The organism is Massilia sp. H6 (assembly GCF_024802625.1).
Taxonomy (GTDB): domain Bacteria; phylum Pseudomonadota; class Gammaproteobacteria; order Burkholderiales; family Burkholderiaceae_D; genus Telluria.
On the sequence record NZ_CP103371.1, the window covers coordinates 102,712 to 121,849 of the forward strand.

At 61.7% G+C, this 19,138-nt stretch carries 17 protein-coding genes; all 17 read right to left on the minus strand.

The annotated features are described in order from the left end of the window. Nucleotides 1-23: 23 nt before the first annotated feature. The 17 genes from hisC to NRS07_RS00515 all read right to left on the minus strand — a co-directional run bounded on the left by hisC (nt 24) and on the right by NRS07_RS00515 (nt 18,938). Nucleotides 24-1,136: a histidinol-phosphate transaminase gene (gene hisC / locus NRS07_RS00435; RefSeq protein ID WP_259209924.1), complete on the minus strand. Its 1,113-nt coding sequence runs from the start codon at nt 1,134-1,136 to the stop codon at nt 24-26. Next, entirely contained in the window at nt 1,133-1,963 is an 831-nt protein-coding gene (locus NRS07_RS00440; protein ID WP_259209926.1) for a site-specific DNA-methyltransferase, read from the minus strand. The genes hisC and NRS07_RS00440 overlap by 4 nt, the downstream gene beginning before the upstream one ends. Further along, nucleotides 1,960-3,279 carry a histidinol dehydrogenase gene (gene hisD / locus NRS07_RS00445; RefSeq protein WP_259209929.1) on the minus strand — a complete coding sequence of 440 codons (1,320 nt, stop codon included), beginning with the start codon at nt 3,277-3,279 and terminating at the stop codon, nt 1,960-1,962. The genes NRS07_RS00440 and hisD overlap by 4 nt, the downstream gene beginning before the upstream one ends. Before the next feature lie 10 nt (nt 3,280-3,289). Beyond that, nucleotides 3,290-3,952, minus strand: a complete 663-nt coding sequence (hisG, locus tag NRS07_RS00450; RefSeq protein WP_259209931.1) for an ATP phosphoribosyltransferase — start codon at nt 3,950-3,952, stop codon at nt 3,290-3,292. A 25-nt stretch (nt 3,953-3,977) separates the two neighbouring features. Further along, nucleotides 3,978-5,240: a UDP-N-acetylglucosamine 1-carboxyvinyltransferase gene (gene murA / locus NRS07_RS00455; RefSeq protein WP_259209933.1), complete on the minus strand. Its 1,263-nt coding sequence runs from the start codon at nt 5,238-5,240 to the stop codon at nt 3,978-3,980. Nucleotides 5,241-5,242: 2 nt separating this feature from the next. Then, nucleotides 5,243-5,479, minus strand: coding sequence for a BolA family protein (locus tag NRS07_RS00460; RefSeq protein WP_259209935.1), 237 nt, complete (start codon nt 5,477-5,479; stop codon nt 5,243-5,245). A gap of 30 nt (nt 5,480-5,509) precedes the next feature. Further along, entirely contained in the window at nt 5,510-6,277 is a 768-nt protein-coding gene (locus NRS07_RS00465; protein ID WP_259209937.1) for an ABC transporter permease, read from the minus strand. After that, nucleotides 6,274-7,209 carry an ABC transporter ATP-binding protein gene (locus tag NRS07_RS00470; protein ID WP_259209938.1) on the minus strand — a complete coding sequence of 312 codons (936 nt, stop codon included), beginning with the start codon at nt 7,207-7,209 and terminating at the stop codon, nt 6,274-6,276. Before NRS07_RS00470 ends, NRS07_RS00465 begins: the two co-directional genes overlap by 4 nt. A 141-nt stretch (nt 7,210-7,350) precedes the next feature. Continuing rightward, a complete protein-coding gene (locus NRS07_RS00475) occupies nt 7,351-7,626 on the minus strand; it encodes a lipid asymmetry maintenance protein MlaB (protein WP_259209941.1) in 276 nt (91 codons plus the stop codon). Continuing rightward, nucleotides 7,626-8,258, minus strand: coding sequence for a phospholipid-binding protein MlaC (locus NRS07_RS00480; protein WP_259209943.1), 633 nt, complete (start codon nt 8,256-8,258; stop codon nt 7,626-7,628). Before NRS07_RS00480 ends, NRS07_RS00475 begins: the two co-directional genes overlap by 1 nt. Before the next feature lie 71 nt (nt 8,259-8,329). Further along, nucleotides 8,330-9,151 carry a VacJ family lipoprotein gene (locus tag NRS07_RS00485; RefSeq protein WP_259209944.1) on the minus strand — a complete coding sequence of 274 codons (822 nt, stop codon included), beginning with the start codon at nt 9,149-9,151 and terminating at the stop codon, nt 8,330-8,332. Beyond that, complete coding sequence (mlaD, locus tag NRS07_RS00490; RefSeq protein ID WP_259209946.1) at nt 9,148-9,621, minus strand: outer membrane lipid asymmetry maintenance protein MlaD; 474 nt, start codon at nt 9,619-9,621, stop codon at nt 9,148-9,150. Before mlaD ends, NRS07_RS00485 begins: the two co-directional genes overlap by 4 nt. 52 nt (nt 9,622-9,673) lie before the next feature. Further along, nucleotides 9,674-10,456: a lipid asymmetry maintenance ABC transporter permease subunit MlaE gene (mlaE, locus tag NRS07_RS00495; protein WP_259209948.1), complete on the minus strand. Its 783-nt coding sequence runs from the start codon at nt 10,454-10,456 to the stop codon at nt 9,674-9,676. Next, nucleotides 10,453-11,256 carry an ABC transporter ATP-binding protein gene (locus NRS07_RS00500; protein WP_259209949.1) on the minus strand — a complete coding sequence of 268 codons (804 nt, stop codon included), beginning with the start codon at nt 11,254-11,256 and terminating at the stop codon, nt 10,453-10,455. The genes mlaE and NRS07_RS00500 overlap by 4 nt, the downstream gene beginning before the upstream one ends. A 452-nt stretch (nt 11,257-11,708) precedes the next feature. Further along, complete coding sequence (locus NRS07_RS00505) at nt 11,709-13,172, minus strand: glutamate synthase subunit beta (protein WP_259209951.1); 1,464 nt, start codon at nt 13,170-13,172, stop codon at nt 11,709-11,711. A 29-nt stretch (nt 13,173-13,201) separates the two neighbouring features. Beyond that, a complete protein-coding gene (locus NRS07_RS00510; protein WP_259209952.1) occupies nt 13,202-17,917 on the minus strand; it encodes a glutamate synthase-related protein in 4,716 nt (1,571 codons plus the stop codon). Nucleotides 17,918-18,227: 310 nt separating this feature from the next. Further along, nucleotides 18,228-18,938 (minus strand): transposase, encoded by a 711-nt coding sequence (locus NRS07_RS00515; protein ID WP_259209955.1) that lies wholly within the window; start codon nt 18,936-18,938, stop codon nt 18,228-18,230. Nucleotides 18,939-19,138: the final 200 nt, after the last annotated feature.

The window sequence follows — 19,138 nt, forward strand, 5'->3', positions numbered from 1 at the left end:
GCCTGTATTAAGGCAGCCGTTTTTTAAAGGGACGCTTTCAGCGCGTTCAAGAGTGCGGTGTTTTCTTCGGGTGTGCTGACCGTAACGCGAATGCAGTTAGCCAACAACTTGTCCATTTTACTCAAATTCTTGATCAGTACCTTCCTGGTGCGCAGTTCTGAACAGGTCTTGTCAGCATCGGGCACGCGCAGCGAGATGAAATTCGCCGCAGATGGAAACACTTCGACCCCGGCCAGCGCCGCCAGTTCGGCGGCCAGGCGCGTGCGCTCCTGGTTCAGCAAATCGGCCTGGGCGTCGAGCACGTCGAGGTGCTCGAGCGCGAATTCGGCAGCCACCTGGGTCAGCACGCTGACGTTATAGGGCGGGCGCAACTTCTCGAACTGCTCCAGCAGGGCCGCATCGCCCGACAGGTAGCCGAGGCGGATGCCGGCCAAACCCAGCTTGGACAGGGTGCGCATCACCACCAGGTTCGGGAAGGCCGGCAGCCGGTCCATGAAGCTGGTGCGGGCGAAGGGCTGGTAGGCTTCGTCGACCACCGCGATGCCGGTCTCGCCCAGTGCGCGGATGATGGCCTCCATGTGGCCGGCGTCGAACAGGTTGCCGGTCGGGTTGTTCGGGTAAGCCAAAAATACCAGCGCCGGACGGTGCTGCTCGATCGCGGCCAGCATGGCCTCCAGGTCGAGCGAAAAATCGGCCTTGACCGGCACGCCGACGAAGTCCGCGCCGGCAAACTGGGCCGCGCGCGAGAACATCACGAACGCCGGAGTCGGCGCCATCACGACGGCGCGCCGGGCGTCGCCGCCACGGCCCTGGCGCGCGACGGCGGCGGCCATCAGCGAAATCAGCTCATCCGAGCCGTTGCCAAGCATCACATCGTAACCGGCAGGCACGCCGAGGCTGGCGCAGATCTTGGCTTTGAGCGTCGGATAGCTCACCGGGTAGCGGTTGAGCGCGGCATCGGCCAGGCGCTGGCCGAGTTCGGCGCGCAGCGATTCGGGCAGCTGGTACGGGTTCTCCATCGCGTCGAGCTTGATGTAGCCGCTGGCATCGGGCACATGGTAGCTGGCGACGGCGCGGATGTCGTCACGGATGGTGTTCTCGATCAGCTTGGCGATCGCGTCCTTACTCGAAGTCATGCGGTTTCCTCGTCTGCGAGCGCGCGCTTGGCGGCGCTCTTGCGTTTTTTGTTGATCTTTCCTGCCAGCGGCACCTCGGGGGCGGCCAGCCGCTCCTGGATGATCTCGCAATACGCCGGATTGAGTTCGAAGCCGGTAAAGTGGCGCCCGGCCTGGCGCGCGGCGATCGCCGTGGTACCACTGCCCATGAAGGGATCGAGCACGATGCCGCCCGGCGGGCACGACGCCTTCACCATGCGTTCGATGATCTCGACCGGCTTCTGGGTCGGGTGGTCGGCACGCTCCGGGTGCTCGCGGTGCAGGCGCGACACGCTCCACACGTCTTTCGGGTTGTAGCCGATTTCAAGCCATTTGGCGCCAATGAAGATCGAGCGCGAGCGCGCTTTCTTGGTCTGGGCATCATACGGAATGCGCACGGCATCGAGGTCGAAGTAATAGTCCTTGCGATTGACGAACAGGCCGATCGTGTCGTGCACCGAACTGAAACTGCGCACGCTGCCACCCATTGAGGGCACGCGGCGGTCCCAGATGATCTCGTTCATCATCGTCATGCGCTTTTTCAGCATGACGAAGATCTCTGGCGCGAAGCGCCAGGTGAGAAAAATATACAGGCTGCCGTTGGGCTTGAGCTTGGGCAGTGCGGCGTCGATCCACTGCTCGGTCCAGGCCAGGTAAGCCTCGACGCTTTGCTGGTCGGAAGCGTTGCCGTAGTCCTTGCCGAGATTGTAGGGCGGGTCGGTCAGGATCAGGTCGATGGACCCGTTCGGGATGCGCGCCATACCAAGCAGCGCATCTTCGCAAAATACCTGGTCGACCCAGTCGCTCATGACTTGATTCTCAACTCTGCACTGCGGGCGTGCGCCTGCAAGCCCTCGCCATAGGCCAGTTCGGCCGCGATCTTGCCAAGGGTCTGGGCGCCCTGCTCGCTCACCTGGATGATCGACGAGCGTTTCTGGAAATCGTAGACACCCAGCGGCGACGAGAAGCGCGCGGTGCGCGAGGTCGGCAGCACGTGGTTCGGGCCGCAGCAATAGTCGCCCAGCGATTCGGACGAGAAGCGCCCCAGGAACATCGCGCCGGCGTGGCGGATCCGGTCGGCCCAGTGCAAGGGGTCTTCGGCCGATATCTCGAGGTGTTCGGCGGCGATGGCATTGGCAATCTCGCAGGCCTCTTCCATGTCGCGCACCTTCACCAGTGCGCCGCGCTCGCCCAGCGAGGTGGTGATGGTCTGCGCGCGCGGCATGGTCGGCAGCAGCTTGTGGATGCTGGCCTCGACCTGCGCGATATAGTCGGCGTCGGGGCACAGCAAGATGGCCTGCGCCAGCTCGTCGTGCTCGGCCTGCGAGAACAGGTCCATCGCCACCCAGTCGGGGTCGGTGCTGCCATCGCACAGCACCAGGATTTCCGACGGGCCGGCGATCATGTCGATGCCGACGGTGCCGAACACGCGGCGCTTGGCGGCCGCCACATAGGCATTGCCCGGACCGACGATCTTGTCCACCGCCGGGATGGTGGCGGTGCCGTAGGCTAGCGCGCCGACCGCCTGCGCGCCGCCGATGGTGATCACGCGGGTAACACCGGCGATCGCGGCAGCTGCCAGCACCATCTGGTTTTTCACGCCGTCGGGGGTCGGCACCACCATGACGATTTCCTGCACGCCCGCCACCTGCGCCGGAATCGCGTTCATCAGCACCGACGACGGATAGGCGGCCTTGCCGCCCGGGACATAGATGCCGACCCGATCCAGGGGCGTGACGCGCTGGCCCAGCACGGTGCCGTCAGGCTCGGTGAAAGAGAAGCCGTTGAGCTCCTGCTTCTGGCGCTCGTGGAACACCCGGATGCGCTGCGCGGCAACCTGCAGGGCCTGGCGCTGGGCATCGGGCAGTGCGTTCAGGGCCGCATCGAGTTCGGATTGCTGGACGTCGAAGGCCGCCATCGAGGTGGCGCCGCCATCCGGGATGCGGTCGAACTGGTTGGTGTACTCAAGCACGGCGTCGTCACCGCGCCGCTTGACGTCCGCCAGGATCTTCGCGACGCTGGACTCGATGGCATCGTCGGTTTCGGACTCGAACGCCAGCAAGGCGTCGAGCGTCTTCTTGAAGTCGGGTGCGGAAGAATCGAGCTTGCGCATCTGTACTGCCATCGGAATATCCTTAGCTTGGTTGGGAAGCGCGCTGGAACGCATCGAGAATCGGCTGCAGGCGCTCGCGCTTGAGCTTGAGCGCGGCCTGGTTGACCACCAGGCGCGACGAGATGTCCATGATCTTTTCGACTTCGACCAGGTTGTTGGCGCGCAGGGTGCCGCCGGTCGAGACCACGTCGACGATGGCATCGGACAGGCCCACCAGCGGCGCCAGTTCCATCGAGCCGTACAACTTGATCAGGTCGACGTGCACGCCCTTGCTGGCGAAGTGCTCGCGCGCGGTGTTGACGAACTTGGTTGCCACGCGCAGGCGCGCGCCCTGGCGTACCGCGGTTTCGTAGTCGAAGCCGGCGTTGACAGCGACCGACATGCGGCAGCTGGCAATGCGCAGGTCGATCGGCTGGTACAGGCCCTCGCCGCCATGCTCGAGCAGCACGTCCTTGCCGGCTACGCCGAAATCGGCGGCGCCATGCTGGACATAGGTCGGCACATCGCTGGCGCGCACGATCAGTACCCGCACACCCGGGTCGTTGGTCGGCAAGATCAGCTTGCGCGAGGTTTCGGGATTCTCAAGAACGGTGATGCCGGCCGCCGCCAGCAGCGGCAGGGTGTCCTCGAAGATGCGGCCCTTGGAAAGCGCCAGGATCAGTCCGGGCTCTCCGGTTTTGCTCATGCTAGTCATGTGGCTTGCGTCGCTTTCACTTGCTTTCCTTGATACGCACGATATCGGCGCCCACCGCCGACAGTTTCACTTCCATGCGGTCGTAGCCGCGGTCGAGGTGATAGATGCGGTCGATCAGGGTGGTTCCCTCGGCGGCCATGCCGGCAATGACCAGCGAGGCAGACGCGCGCAGGTCGGTCGCCATTACCGGTGCGCCGACCAGGCGCTCGACACCATTGATGATGGCGGTGTTGCCTTCGGTGGAGATCTGCGCGCCGAGGCGGTTCATCTCCTGCACATGCATGAAGCGGTTTTCAAAAATGGTCTCGGTGACCTTGCTCGAACCCGCAGCGAGGGTGTTCACCGCCATGAACTGGGCCTGCATGTCGGTCGGGAAGCCAGGATATTCGGTGGTGCGGAAAGATACCGGTTGCGGGCGCGCGTCCATGCGGGCACGGATGGTGTCGCCCTGGATCGTCAGCTGCAAACCGATCTCGCGCAGCTTGTCGAGCGCCACGTCGAAGGTGTCGGTGCGGGTATTGCGCAACAAAATGTCGCCGCCGGTTGCCGCGACCGCGCACAGGAAAGTGGCCGCTTCGATGCGGTCCGAGATCACGGCGTGGCGCGCGCCATGCAGCGCATCGACGCCCTGGATCACCAGGCGGTCGGTGCCGATGCCTTCGATCTTCGCGCCCATCGCCACCAGCAAATTGGCCAGATCGGTCACTTCCGGCTCACGCGCGGCGTTTTCCAGCACGGTTTCGCCCTCGGCCAGGGTGGCGGCCATCAAGAGGTTCTCGGTGCCGGTGACGGTGATCATGTCGGTATGGATGCGCGCGCCCTTCAACTTTCCTGGCGCCTTGGCATGGATGTAGCCGCCCTCGATCGTGATCTCGGCGCCCATCTGGCGCAGGCCCTTGATGTGCTGGTCGACCGGGCGCGAGCCGATCGCGCAGCCGCCTGGCAGCGAGACCTTGGCTTCGCCAAAGCGCGCCAGCAAGGGGCCCAGCACCAGGATCGAGGCACGCATGGTCTTGACCAGCTCGTACGGCGCCACCAGCGAGGTAATGCTGGCGCCATTGAGCGTCACGCGCTCGTCGTCCTGCGTGACCTTCAGGCCAGTCTGCGCGAGCAGTTTCAGAATGGTGCGCACATCATGCAGGCGCGGTACGTTCGACAGTTCAAGGTCGCCTGCAGTGAGCAGGCCAGCGCACAGGATCGGCAATGCCGCATTCTTGGCGCCCGAGATCGAGATATCGCCCTGCAGGCGCTTGCCGCCAACGATCTGGAGTTTGTCCATGATTAGCCTCGGTACTCTTCAGGGGTGAGCGTCTTCATCGACAGCGCATGGATCTCTTCACGCATGCGGTCACCCAGCACGGCATAGACCAGCTGGTGGCGCTGGATCGGGCGCTTGCCAGCAAATGCCGACGACACGATCACGGCGGTGAAATGCTGGCCGTCGCCATCGACTTCCAGGTGGGTGCAATCGAGGCCATTGCTGATATAGCTGTGGATCAGTTCGGGTGTAGTCGCCACGTTAACTCCAGTAGATTCTTGATAGCGCGCTTAGTGGCGCAATTTGTAGCCGCGTTTGAGCAGATTGACCGCAATGGCCGCCAGCACCGCGAAGAACACCGACACGATGGCCAGGCTGATCCAGGGTGAGACGTCGGACTTGCCGAAGAATCCATAGCGGAACCCGTCAATCATATAAAAGAACGGGTTGAAATGCGAGACCGCCAGCCAGAACGGCGGCAGTTTTTGAATCGAATAGAACACCCCGGCCAGGAAAGTGGCGGGCATGATCAAGAAGTTCTGGAACGCGGCCAGCTGGTCGAACTTCTCGGCCCAGATACCGGCGATCACGCCCATCGTGCCCAGGATGGCAGCGCCGAGAAAGGCAAACAGGACGATCCACAAGGGCGCCACGAAACTCAGGTCGGCAAACCAGGCGGTAACGACGAACACGCCAAACCCCACCACGATCCCACGCAATACCGCGGCCGCAACGTACGCCGACAGGATCTCGGCATGCGACAGTGGCGGCAGCAGGATGAATACCAGGTTGCCAGTGAGCTTGGACTGGATCAGCGACGACGACGAGTTGGCAAAAGCATTCTGCAGCACGCTCATCATCACCAGGCCCGGGATCAGGAAGGCGGTATAGCTCACGCCATCGAGCATCTCGACGCGGCCGTCGAGCACATGACCGAAGATCAGGAGGTACAGCATGGCCGTGACGATCGGTGCCGCCACGGTCTGGGTTGCGACTTTCCAGAAGCGCAGCGATTCCTTGTAAAACAGGGTCCGGAAACCCACCGAGATCAGCTTCATTGCGGGCCTCCCGGCTGAGTGCTTCCGACCACCTGCAAGAAGATGTCTTCCAGGTCGGCCTGCTCCAGCTGCATGTCGTCGACGATGGCGCCACTGGTGCGCAGGCGCGCCAGGATCGGTTCGACTTCGTTCACATGATTCACGCGCAGCGTGTACTTGTTGCCGCCGCCATTGTTCTGGTCGTGCTCGTCATGCGCGATCAGGTGGCGCAAGTCTGGCGGCAGCTCGCCGCCAGACAGGTGCACCACCAGCTGCGAGCCGGACACCCGGCGCAGCAGTGCCGCCATGGTGTCCAGCGCCACCACCTGGCCAAGCTTGAGCATGGCCACGCGCTGGCACATGGCCTGCGCTTCTTCGAGATAGTGCGTAGTGAGCACGACGGTATGGCCTTCGCGGTTCAGGCGCGCGATGAATTTCCACAGCGTCTGGCGCAGCTCGACGTCGACGCCGGCGGTCGGCTCGTCGAGCACGATCACCGGCGGCTTGTGTACCAGCGCCTGGGCCACCAGCACGCGCCGCTTCATGCCGCCCGACAGGGCGCGCATGTTGGCGTCGGCCTTGTTGGTCAGGTCGAGGTTGTGCATCACTTCGTCGATCCAGGCGTCGTTGTTCTTGATCCCGTAATAGCCCGACTGCAGGCGCAGCGTCTCGCGCACGGTAAAGAAGGGATCGAACACCAGCTCCTGCGGCACCACGCCCAGGCGCCTGCGCGCTTCACGGAAGTCGGTGACGACGTCATGGCCATGGATCTTGACGCTGCCCACGTCCGGGCGGATCAGCCCCGCAATGGTGGAAATCAAGGTGGTCTTGCCGGCGCCGTTCGGACCGAGCAAGCCAAAGAACTCACCCTCTTCGATGCTGAGGGAAACGCCCTTGAGCGCCTGGACGCCCTGGTAGCTTTTCTCGACGCTGTTAATCTGGATCGCTGTCATTCTTGTGGAGGATGGCGCGAGCGCGCCGGACCGTGCGGGGAAACGGTCCATTATAGGGGAAATTGCAAATACTAGAGGTCGGTGGGGATTTTGAAGCAGGGGGGACTGAGGGTGGCCGGCGAAGCCGGCCACCCTGCAACATCAGGACTGCGGCAGCAACTGGTCCACGCCATAGAGCGCAGCCAGCTTTTGCACGTTCACGGGAACGTTGGTAAAGGTCAGGCGTTGTCCGGCCTTGTTGGCCAGGCGCTGCCAGCCCAGCAGCACCGCCACGGCCGACGAATCGGCCGTGCTGACGCCGCCCAGGTCGAACTGCGTCTCGCCAGCCGCGATCGCCGCACAGCCCTGCTCCAGGGCGCCGCGGGCGCTGTCGAAGGTCAAGGCATCGAGCGTGAGCATCGGATTGGCTTCGGCCATTACGTCGAGGCTTTCAGCGGCTTGGATGCCAGCTGCTGGTTGCGCTCGGCCAGTCGCTTGATCAGGCCATCGATGCCGCCCTTGTTGATCTCGCTGGTAAAGGTGCTCTTGTAGGTCTCGACCAACCATGCGCCCATCACGTTGATGTCGTAGATCTTCCAGCCCTGTGGACCATTGGCCAGGCGGTAGTTGAGCGTGATCGGCTCGCCGCGCGCGACGTTGACCTGCGAACGCACTTCGACGTCAGAAGCGCCGGCTTCGGCACGCATCGGCTTGAATTCGACTGTTTCGTTCTTGATGGTCGACAGCGCGCCCGAGTAGGTGTAGACCAGCAAGGTGGTGAATTCCTGGGTCAGTGCCTTTTTCTGCTCGGGGGTGGCCTGGCGCCAGAAACGGCCCGCCGCCTGCTGCGTCATCTTTTCGGTGTCGACGTGCGGCAGGATCTTGGAATTGACCAGGTCCATGATCTTGCTACGGTTACCTGCCTGAATGTCTTTGTCGGACTTGACGGTATCGATCACGTTGGCGCTGATGCGCTTGACCAGGACGTCCGGTGCTTCGGCGGCGATGGCGCTGGTGGCAAAAGCGAAAGTGGCGGTAGCGGCTGCAATCAGTTGAATGACTGGTTTCATGTGTCGGTTTCCTTGTTGTCGGGTGCGCGCCGTGCGAAGTTGCCGGCGCGCCTATACCCAGTTAACTCGTCTTACTGCTTATCGGATGACACCGGTTGTGTAAGCACTTGTGACGGGAGCGCCGTCGCATCGGTCGCGGCGGCGTCCGCCGGCACCGCAGCGGCTGCCGGTGCGCCGTCATGATCCTTGCGTGGCACGTTGCCGTCGTAGACCTGGCTCTGGCGGCGCTGCATGTAACCGTCGCGGATGAATTCATAACGGTCGAACGCGGCTTCTTCGAGCAGGTTCGTCGCGTCCAGCAGCGTAGCGCGCTGGTCGACGATATTGACTGCCTTGCCGACATTGCGCCAGTTGACCGGTTCCTTGTACGCCCACGGGTCGCCAGCCATATCGGCCGGCAATGCCGCAGTGTCACGTACCGTAGATGGGCCCAATAATGGCAACATCAAGTAGGGACCGCTTGGAACGCCCCAGGTACCCAGGGTCTGGCCGAAATCTTCGTTGTGCTTCTGGATGCCGGCTTCCGAGGCGATGTCGAGCAGGCCCAGGATACCAAAGGTCGAGTTGAGGGCAACGCGGGTAACGTCGCCCATGCCAGCTTGCCCTTTGCCTTGCAGCAGGTTATTCACCGCGCTCCAGGCGTCGGACAAATTACCGAAGAAATTATTCACGCCCGTTTGCGCAAAGCTCGGCAGCGTGTTCTTGTAGGCGGTGGCGGTCGGCTTCAGGACAGTGCGGTCAATTGCATCGTTAAGGGTGAAGACGGCGCGGTTGTACTTCTCAAGCGGATCCTTCGGATTCTGCGGCGTGGCGCAGCCCGACAGCACCAGGGCGGCGGCACACACCGCGGCCAGGCGCATGTGGCCGTGGGTCAAGACTGGAACTTTTTTCATTCAGTACTTTCCTTTCCTTCAGCGGCCTTGCTGTAGATAAATTGATTAATTAAGTCTTCGAGCACTGTCGCCGACTGGGTGCGGTTGATGCGATCACCGTCGACCAGGTTCTCGGTGGCTCCACCCGGCTCGATGCCGATGTACTGCTCGCCCAATAGGCCGGCGGTCAGGATCTTTAGCGAACTGTCTTTAGGGAATTTATATCCTGGCTCCATTTCGAGGCGCACGAGCGCCTGGAAGGTAGTGCCGTCGAAGGTGATTTCTCCGACACGGCCAACCACCACGCCGGCGCTTTTCACGGGCGCCTGCGGCTTGAGTCCGCCGATATTGTCGAACTTGCCAGTGATGGCATAGGTCTTGCTGAACGACAGCGTGCTCATGTTTCCTACCTTGAGAGCCAGGAACAGCAGCGAGACCAGGCCCAGCAGGACAAACAGGCCAACCCAGACGTCGATAGTTTTGCGATGCATACGAATACCTTAATGAACTTGCTTATTTGATGATGTTTGCTTAGGTGCTGATTTACTTATTGAACATCAAGGCGGTCATGATGAAATCCAGCCCCCAGACCAGCAACGACGCAATGACGACGGTACGCGTGGTAGCGCGCGAGACGTCTTCCGGGGTTGGCTTGGTCTGGTATCCCTGGAACAGCGCAGTGAACGTGACCGCCACGCCGAAGACAAAGCTTTTGATTACGCCATTGAGGACGTCGGCACGAACATCCACGCCGGCCTGCATCTGCGACCAGAACGCGCCTTCGTCGACCCCGATCAGCTGGACGCCAACCAGGTAGCCGCCAAACACGCCGACCGCCGAGAACACGGTGGCCAGGATCGGCATGGCGATGACACCGCCCCAGAAACGCGGTGCCAGCACGCGCTGAACCGGATTAATGGCCATCATTTCCATCGCAGACAATTGCTCACCGGCCTTCATCAGGCCGATCTGCGCTGTCAGCGAGGTGCCAGCGCGGCCGGCAAACAGCAGCGCGGTCACGACCGGACCGAGTTCGCGCACCAGCGCCAGCGCCACTACCTGGCCCAGTGCCTGCTCGGCGCCGTACTGGTTTAATGTGTAATAGCCCTGCAGGCCAAGCACCATGCCGACGAACAGTCCGGACACGATAATGATCACCAGCGAATAATTGCCAATGAAGTGCACCTGCTCGGAAATCAGGGACGGGCGCCGGAAGGCGCCGGGCGTGACGCCCAGCAGATTGAAGAAAGCGCGCGTGGCGAAGCCAACGCTGGCGATGTTCTCGCGCGCGGTGCGGCCAATGGTTTCCAGGATGCGGCTGATCATTTGAGCGCCCCCAGGCCCAGGTCGTCGGCCAGCGACTTGCCTGGGTAATGGAAGGGCACCGGGCCGTCCGGCGCGGCATTCACGAATTGTTTCACGTACGGATCTTCCGAAACCCGCAACTCGGCCGGGGTGCCTTCAGCGACGATCTTGCCGGCTGACATGAAATAAATATAATCGGCGATCGCAAAGCACTCGTGCACGTCGTGCGACACCAGGATCGAGGTCGAACCGAGCGCATCGTTCAGGTTACGAATCAAATTAGCCGTCACACCCATCGAAATAGGGTCGAGGCCGGCAAACGGCTCGTCGTACATGATCAGCTCGGGATCGAGCGCGACGGCGCGCGCAACGGCGACGCGACGCGCCATGCCGCCCGAAATCTCGGCCGGCTTGAGACGGTGCGCATTGCGCAGTCCGACGGCATTGAGTTTCATGAGCACCAGGTCGCGGATCAGTTCTTCTGGCAAATCGGTGTGCTCACGCAGCGGAAAGGCGACGTTGTCGAACACCGACAAGTCGGTAAACAGCGCGCCGAACTGGAACAGCATGCCCATGCGGCGGCGCAGGCGGTACAGGCCGTCTGTGTCGAGCTTGTGCACGGCCTCACCGCCCACACGCACTTCGCCACGCTGCGGACGGATCTGGCCGCCAATCAGGCGCAAGACCGTCGTCTTGCCGCAGCCGGAGCCACCCATGACGGCCACGAGCTTGCCGCGTGGGAAGTCCATACGGAGGTTCGACAGGACGGAACGCTCCCCGTAGGCAAAGTGCAGATCACGGATTTCGACTAGGTTCGACACAGCGTGTTTTGTATTTGAGTAATCCGTTATTGTAGTGCAGAAAGCTTAAGCTTCGCTTGCGCTAGCCCATTCTGGGCTGCCGCGTCGATGCCGTATGACATCCAAAATAACTGACGAGTCAGCTATTTTTGATGGTAAGCGATTGATTCCATTGCATTTACGCTGAGTTGCAATATTGCATGATGCCTAGAAACAACTATAGCTTCCCTGGCGCAATTTGCCACGACTCGTTCAGGGGTGGTCTGCGAAACCGCCCGCATGATGCGCTGCAATAAGCCTTAGCTTAAAGATAATCGTCGGTAAACGATCGTGCGGGAGCGCACATAGTTGCCATTGATTTCCGGGCAACACCGGTACGTGTTGGGTTGTTTCCACAAAAACGGGAATACTGAAGCAGAAAAGCGGCTGCGCCGCTTTTCTGTACGTTCTATCAAAGCTTGTTACGGCCGGATTTAGCGTGGCAGTACTGAGCTTCCCATCAGGAATTCGTCGACAGCGCGCGCACATTGCCGTCCTTCGCGGATCGCCCATACAACCAGCGACTGGCCGCGGCGCATGTCGCCTGCCGCAAATACCTTCGGCTGGGAAGTGTGATAACAACGCTCGCCATCCGTCGTGGCGCGCGCATTGCCGCGTGTATCCTTCTGCACGCCGAAGGCGTCGAGCACGTTCTGCACCGGCGACACGAAACCCATTGCCAGCAGCACCAGGTCGGCCTTGAGTTCGAATTCGGAATCGGGCATTTCGGTCATCTTGCCGTCCTTCCACTCGACACGGCAGGCAATCAGGCGTTCTACCTTGCCGCCCTTGCCTTCCAGGCGCTTGGTCGCTACCGCCCAGTCGCGCTGGCAGCCCTCCTCGTGCGAAGACGAGGTGCGCAGGCGGGTCGGCCAGTAAGGCCAGACCAGCGGCTTGTTCTCGTGCTCCGGGGGCTGCGGCAGCAGCTCGAACTGGGTCACGGACGCGGCGCCATGGCGGTTAGAGGTGCCGACGCAGTCGGATCCGGTGTCGCCCCCGCCGATCACGATCACATGCTTGCCTGTCGCCTTGAGCTGGTCCTTGAGCTTGTCGCCGGCATTGACGCGATTTTGCTGCGGCAAAAAATCCATCGCGTAATGCACACCCTTTAATTCGCGGCCCGGCACCGGTAAATCGCGCGGCTGCTCGGCGCCGCCAGCCAGAACCACGGCGTCAAATTGCTTGTCGAGATCTTCCGGGAAGATGGTGTCGCGCGCCATATTACTGACTGCGGCCGGAAAGTCCTTGCCGATCAGGACACCGGTGCGGAACGATACTCCCTCCGCGCGCATTTGCTCGATGCGGCGGTCGATCAGGTCTTTCTCCATCTTGAAATCGGGGATGCCGTAGCGCAGCAGGCCGCCAAGACGGTCGCTCTTCTCGAACACGGTGACGTCGTGGCCGACGCGCGCCAGTTGCTGGGCGGCGGCCAGGCCGGCCGGACCGGAGCCGACCACGGCGACCTTCTTGCCGGTCTTGGTGCTGGGCGGCTGCGGCACGATCCAGCCGTGCTCCCAGCCGGCATCGGCGATCTTGCGCTCGATCGACTTGATGCCAACCGGCTCGTCGTTGATGCCCAGCGTGCAGGCCGATTCGCACGGCGCCGGGCAGATGCGGCCGGTGACTTCCGGGAAGTTGTTGGTCGAGTGGAGATTTTCCACCGCCGCCCGGTAATTGCCGTGGTAGACCAGGTCGTTCCAGTCCGGAATCTGGTTGTTGACCGGGCAGCCCGTGTTACAGAACGGAATGCCACAATCCATGCAGCGCGCGCCCTGTACCTTGGCCTGGCCATCGGTCAGGGTCAGCACGAATTCCTTGTAGTTCTTGACCCGATCGGTCGGTTCAAGGTGACCTTCTTCCTGCCGATCGAATTCCATGAAACCGGTAATTTTGCCCACGTTCTTGTCCTCTTTTTCTATGCTGCCGCTCAGGCAACCATCTCGATCTTGTCGTTTGCTTCTTCCATGCTCGAGTTGTGCATCTCCTCGAGCGCGCGCTTGTACTCGGTCGGGAAGACCTTGACGAATTTGGTGCGGCTGGTGCCCCAGTCGTCGAGCAGGTTGCGTGCGCGGGTCGAACCGGTGTGCTTGAAGTGGCGTTCGATCAGGCGGCGCAGGATGGCTTCGTCGGACTCGCGCTCGCCGTTGCGGGTCTGGCTGTGCCAGCCGGCGCGGTCGCCCTGCTGGCGGGTAGCCAGCACCGGCTCCAGGTTCACCATCGCGGTATTGCAGCGGGCCTCGAATTCGCCCTTCGGGTCATAGACAAAGGCCACGCCACCGGACATGCCCGCCGCGAAGTTGCGACCGGTCTCGCCCAGTACCACGACGGTTCCGCCGGTCATGTATTCGCAACCGTGGTCGCCGCAGCCTTCGACCACCGCTACCGCGCCGGAGTTACGCACGGCGAAGCGTTCGCCGGCCACGCCGTTGAAGAAGGCTTCACCCGCAATCGCGCCATACAGCACGGTGTTACCGACGATGATGTTGTCCACCGCCCAGCCGCGGAACTCGGTGTTCGGCCTGACGATGATGCGTCCGCCCGACAGGCCCTTGCCGACGTAGTCGTTGCCTTCGCCAACCAGGTCCATCGTGATGCCGGCGGCCAGGAAGGCCGCCGCCGACTGGCCGGCGGTGCCTTGCAACTGGATGTGAATGGTGTCGTCCGGCAGGCCGGCATGGCCGTAGCGCTTGGCCACTTCGCCCGACAGCATCGCACCGACCGTACGGTTGACGTTCTTTACCGGTGAAATGAACGAGACCCGCTCGCCCTTTTCCAGCGCGGCCTTGGCCTGGGCGATCAGCTTGTGGTCGAGCGCCTTGTCCAGGCCGTGGTCTTGCGTGTCGGTATGGAACAGGGCGCGCGGCGAATCGGCCTTGGGCTGGTAGAAGATGTTCGAGAAGTCCAGGCCCTGCGCCTTCCAGTGACCGACCGCCTTCGACTTGTCCAGCAGGTCGGCGCGGCCGATCAATTCGTCATACGTGCGGATGCCCAGCTGCGCCATGATCTGGCGCGCTTCTTCGGCGACAAAGAAGAAGTAGTTCACCACGTGTTCGGGTTTGCCCTGGAATTTCGCGCGCAGCAGGGGGTCTTGCGTGGCCACGCCCACCGGGCAGGTGTTCAGATGGCATTTGCGCATCATGATGCAGCCTTCCACCACCAGCGGCGCGGTGGCGAAACCGATTTCGTCGGCGCCCAGCATGGCCGCCACCACCACGTCGCGCCCGGTGCGCATCTGGCCATCGGCCTGGACGCGGATGCGACTGCGCAGCCCATTGAGCACCAGCGTCTGCTGGGTCTCGGCCAGGCCCAGCTCCCATGGCGTGCCGGCGTGCTTGACCGAAGACAGCGGCGACGCGCCGGTACCGCCGTCATGGCCAGCCACCACCACGTGATCGGCCTTGGCTTTCGAGACGCCCGCCGCCACGGTGCCGATACCGACTTCCGACACCAGCTTGACCGAAATCGACGCCGCCGGATTGGCGTTCTTGAGGTCGTGGATCAGCTGCGCCAGGTCCTCGATCGAATAGATGTCGTGGTGCGGCGGCGGCGAGATCAGGCCCACGCCCGGCACCGAAAAGCGCAGTGACGCGATGTATTCGGACACCTTATGGCCGGGCAGCTGACCGCCCTCGCCCGGCTTGGCGCCTTGCGCCATCTTGATCTGGATCTGGTCGGCCGAGTTCAGGTATTCGGCGGTGACGCCGAAGCGGCCCGAGGCCACTTGCTTGATCTTCGAGCGCAGCGAGTCGCCATCTTCGAGCGCAATATCGGCCGCCACCCGATCGGAGCCCAGGATCGAGGCCAGGGTTTCGCCCTTGCTGATCTTGATGCCCTTGAATTCATTGGCATAGCGGCGCGGATCTTCACCGCCTTCGCCGGTATTGCTCTTGCCACCGATGCGGTTCATGGCAATTGCCAGCGTGGCGTGGGCTTCGGTGCTGATCGAGCCGAGCGACATGGCGCCGGTCGCGAAGCGCTTGACGATCTCCTTGGCCGGCTCGACTTCTTCCAGGGGAATCGCCCTGGATGGATCGATCCGGAACTCGAACATGCCGCGCAAGGTGAGATGGCGGCGCGTCTGGTCGTTGATCAGCTGCGCATATTCCTTGTAGGTGCTGAAGCTGTTGGCACGGGTCGAGTGCTGCAGCTTGGCGATGGCGTCCGGCGTCCACAGGTGGTCTTCGCCGCGCACGCGGAAGGCGTATTCACCGCCGGCATCCAAGGCATTGGCCAATACCGGGTCGGCGCTGAAGGCCAGCGTGTGCAGGCGCAGCGCTTCCTCGGCCACTTCGAACAGGCCGATTCCCTCCACCGTCGACGAGGTGCCGCGGAAGTATTTGTCGACCAGTGACTTGTTCAGGCCCACCGCTTCGAAGATCTGTGCACCGCAATACGACATGTAGGTGGAAATGCCCATCTTCGACATCACCTTGAGCAGACCCTTGCCAATGGCCTTGGTGTAGTTGTAGATGGCCTTGTCGACATCCATCTCGTGCGGCAGGTTGTGCGCGAGTTCGGCCAGTGTTTCGAGCGCCAGGTAAGGGTGGACGGCTTCGGCGCCATAGCCGGCCAGCAGCGCGAAGTGGTGGGTCTCGCGCGCCGAGCCGGTTTCGACTACCAGGCCGGTAGAGGCGCGCAGCCCGCGACCAACCAGGTGCTGGTGGATGGTCGAGGTGGCGAGCAGCGCGGGAATCGCAACCTGTTCTTGCGAGAGGTTGCGGTCCGAGACGATCAGGATGTTGTGACCCGACTTGACCGCATCGACCGCTTCCGCGCAGAGCGAGGCCAGGCAGGCTTCGATGCCTTCCTTGCCCCAGGCGACCGGGTAGCAGATGTCCAGCTCATACGACTTGAACTTGCCGCCGGTGTGCAGGCTGATCGAGCGCAGGCGCGCCATGTCGTCGAAGCCGAGCACCGGCTGCGACACTTCCAGGCGCATCGGCGGATTGACGTTGTTGGTGTCGAGCAGGTTGGGCTTGGGACCGATGAACGACACCAGCGACATCACCATGCTCTCGCGGATCGGGTCGATCGGCGGGTTGGTCACCTGCGCAAATAGCTGCTTGAAGTAGTGATACAGCGGCTTGAGCTTGTTCGACATCACCGCCAGCGGCGAGTCGTTGCCCATGGAACCGGTGGCTTCTTCGCCTAGCACGGCCATTGGCGCCATCAGGAATTTCAGGTCTTCCTGGGTATAGCCGAAGGCTTGCTGGCGATCGAGCAGCGCGATCCCGGTTTTCTCTCCCTGGGCGTCCTTGGCACGGTGTTGCAGCAACTGGCTTTCGGAGAGCTTGATCTCGTTGAGTTTGATGCGCACCGATTTGATCCAGGCTTTATAGGGCTTGGCGTTCGAATAGGTGTCCTTGAGTTCCTTGTCGTCGATGATGCGGCCGGCTTCCAGGTCGATCAGGAACATCTTGCCCGGCTGGAGACGCCACTTCTTGACAATGCGCGATTCGGGGATCGGCAGCACGCCGGACTCGGAGGCCATCACCACCAGGTCGTCCTCGGTGACGACATAACGTGCCGGGCGCAGGCCGTTGCGGTCCAGGGTACCGCCAATGTGGCGGCCGTCGGTGAAGGCCATGGCGGCAGGGCCATCCCACGGTTCCATCATCGCCGCGTGGTATTCGTAGAAGGCACGGCGGTTGTCGTCCATCGCCGTATGATTTTCCCAGGCTTCCGGGATCATCATCATCATCGCCTGCGCGATCGGGTAGCCGGCCATGACCAGCAGTTCAAGCGCATTGTCGAAGCAGGCGGTATCGGACTGGCCTTCGTAAATCAAGGGGAAGAGCTTACCCAGGTCTTCGCCCAGCACCGCGGATTTGAGCATGCCCTCGCGCGCGCGGGTCCAGTTGAAGTTGCCCTTGACGGTGTTGATCTCGCCGTTGTGCGCGATCAGGCGATAGGGGTGGGCCAGCGGCCACTCGGGGAAGGTATTGGTCGAGAAGCGCTGGTGGACCAGCGACAGCGCCGAGATGCAGCGCGGGTCTTGCAGATCCTTGTAGTACACGCCCACTTGGTCGGCCAGCAGCAGGCCCTTATAGACAATGGTGCGGGCCGACATCGACGGCACGAAAAACTCCTTGCCATGCAGGAGTTTCAGGGCCTGGATCGCGTGGCCAGAGGATTTACGGATCACGTACAGTTTGCGCTCGAGCGCATCGGTGACCATGATGTCCGGGCCGCGGCCAATGAAGATCTGGCGAATGACAGGCTCTTTCGCTTTCACGAACGGCGACATCGGCATGGTCTCGTCGACCGGCACGTTGCGCCAGCCGAGCACCACCTGACCTTCGATGCGCACGGCACGCTCGATCTCCTGCTCGCAGGCGATGCGCGAGGCGTGCTCCTTCGGCAAGAACACCATCCCGACACCGTATTCGCCGACTGGCGGCAGCTCGACGCCCTGCCTGGCCATCTCGTCGCGGAAGTACTGATCGGGAATCTGGATCAGGATACCGGCGCCATCGCCCATCAGCGCGTCGGCGCCAACCGCACCGCGGTGGTCGAGGTTCTTCAGGATCAGCAGGCCTTGCTCGATGATCGAGTGGCTTTTGTTGCCCTTGATATGGGCAATAAAGCCGACACCACAGGCATCGTGCTCATTAGCGGGATCGTACAAACCTTGGGCAATCATGAGGCATTCTCCACAACATTATTCAGGGGTCGAAATCGAGAATAGTGCAACGCAGCAGAATCAGCAACCACATTAATTAGGGTCAGAGTCGAATTGTTTGACAACTTTTTGCTAGATCATTTAATTGGGGACAGAGTCATTCCCGGATATCAGGATGTGCTGATCCATGCATCACCCATTGACGCAACCAGGTAAAGTGGCATGGTCCTGAGGCGCTGGATTGGTGCGGCGCTTCGGACTACCGCATGCCTGCCGAGCGGCAGACAGATAAAACGGCACAGAGAACCGTACCGTTTTTTGCTTCGTGTGCTTAAGCTTGCGGATGAGGAGGCAGCGTGTCTCGGAATGGCCGCCCGCGCTTCGCTGGCAGGATCTGGCGCCGGGTTTTACGCTCCAGTTCGCTCTTGAATGCGTCTGAACCGAGCGGCTGATTCTTTAACACCGAGGCCGTGACAAAATCGACTTCTTCCTGCGCAATACCTTGCATTACCAACTCGGTATAGGCCGCTTCGCGCTGGAAGGGCGTATTGCCCATTCCCCAATACAACAGGTGATCGGTGACGATGCTGTCGGTGCGCAGGCCGGCGTGATGGGCATAGCTCGACCACGGATACTCCAGTGGCGCCGCTACAAGATTGGCGCGTACCGGATTGAGCTCGATATACCTACTGCATGCCAGGAAATAACGTTCCGTATCGATCAACGAAGTACGAAACCGACCTTCGAACAAGCCCCCGGTGCGCTCATATTTATGGTTGAACCATGGAACGTAGAAGCGGCCAAGCTTTTGCATCATCAGGGCCAGGCCGACATTGTCGGAAGGCGTGACCAGCAGGTGTATATGGTTGGGCATGAGCACATAGGCATGGATTGCCACCTGGTAGAAACGCGCTGCCTCTTTTAGCCAAGCGAGGAAACGGCCGTAGTCGGCCTCGTCGCGGAAAATGAGTTGCCGATCATTGCCACGTTGAATGACGTGGTGCGGTTGATCCGGAATAACGAGTCGGGGGAGGCGTGCCATGGAGTGCTCAAGGGTCGAGCAGCTCATTCTAGCCCAAAAGAGGACTCTGTCCCTTATTAGGCGCAAGCCTTGGCGTAAGTGGGGTGACTCTGTCCCCAATTAACAAGCGAACGACTAATGTTGGTGCTGAGTCGTTTGCTCTCGAGGAAAATTGCACAACAATTCGACTCTGACCCTATTTATATGCTGAACAATTGGCC

Bases quoted from the DNA above. Each gene is read 5' to 3' on its own strand.
- hisC (WP_259209924.1), bottom strand. From the start codon at position 1,136: ATGACTTCGAGTAAGGACGCGATCGCCAAGCTGATCGAGAACACCATC.
- NRS07_RS00440 (WP_259209926.1), bottom strand. From the start codon at position 1,963: ATGAGCGACTGGGTCGACCAGGTATTTTGCGAAGATGCGCTGCTTGGT.
- hisD (WP_259209929.1), bottom strand. From the start codon at position 3,279: ATGGCAGTACAGATGCGCAAGCTCGATTCTTCCGCACCCGACTTCAAG.
- hisG (WP_259209931.1), bottom strand. From the start codon at position 3,952: ATGAGCAAAACCGGAGAGCCCGGACTGATCCTGGCGCTTTCCAAGGGC.
- murA (WP_259209933.1), bottom strand. From the start codon at position 5,240: ATGGACAAACTCCAGATCGTTGGCGGCAAGCGCCTGCAGGGCGATATC.
- NRS07_RS00465 (WP_259209937.1), bottom strand. From the start codon at position 6,277: ATGAAGCTGATCTCGGTGGGTTTCCGGACCCTGTTTTACAAGGAATCG.
- NRS07_RS00470 (WP_259209938.1), bottom strand. From the start codon at position 7,209: ATGACAGCGATCCAGATTAACAGCGTCGAGAAAAGCTACCAGGGCGTC.
- NRS07_RS00475 (WP_259209941.1), bottom strand. From the start codon at position 7,626: ATGGCCGAAGCCAATCCGATGCTCACGCTCGATGCCTTGACCTTCGAC.
- NRS07_RS00480 (WP_259209943.1), bottom strand. From the start codon at position 8,258: ATGAAACCAGTCATTCAACTGATTGCAGCCGCTACCGCCACTTTCGCT.
- NRS07_RS00485 (WP_259209944.1), bottom strand. From the start codon at position 9,151: ATGAAAAAAGTTCCAGTCTTGACCCACGGCCACATGCGCCTGGCCGCG.
- mlaD (WP_259209946.1), bottom strand. From the start codon at position 9,621: ATGCATCGCAAAACTATCGACGTCTGGGTTGGCCTGTTTGTCCTGCTG.
- mlaE (WP_259209948.1), bottom strand. From the start codon at position 10,456: ATGATCAGCCGCATCCTGGAAACCATTGGCCGCACCGCGCGCGAGAAC.
- NRS07_RS00510 (WP_259209952.1), bottom strand. From the start codon at position 17,917: ATGATTGCCCAAGGTTTGTACGATCCCGCTAATGAGCACGATGCCTGT.
- NRS07_RS00515 (WP_259209955.1), bottom strand. From the start codon at position 18,938: ATGGCACGCCTCCCCCGACTCGTTATTCCGGATCAACCGCACCACGTC.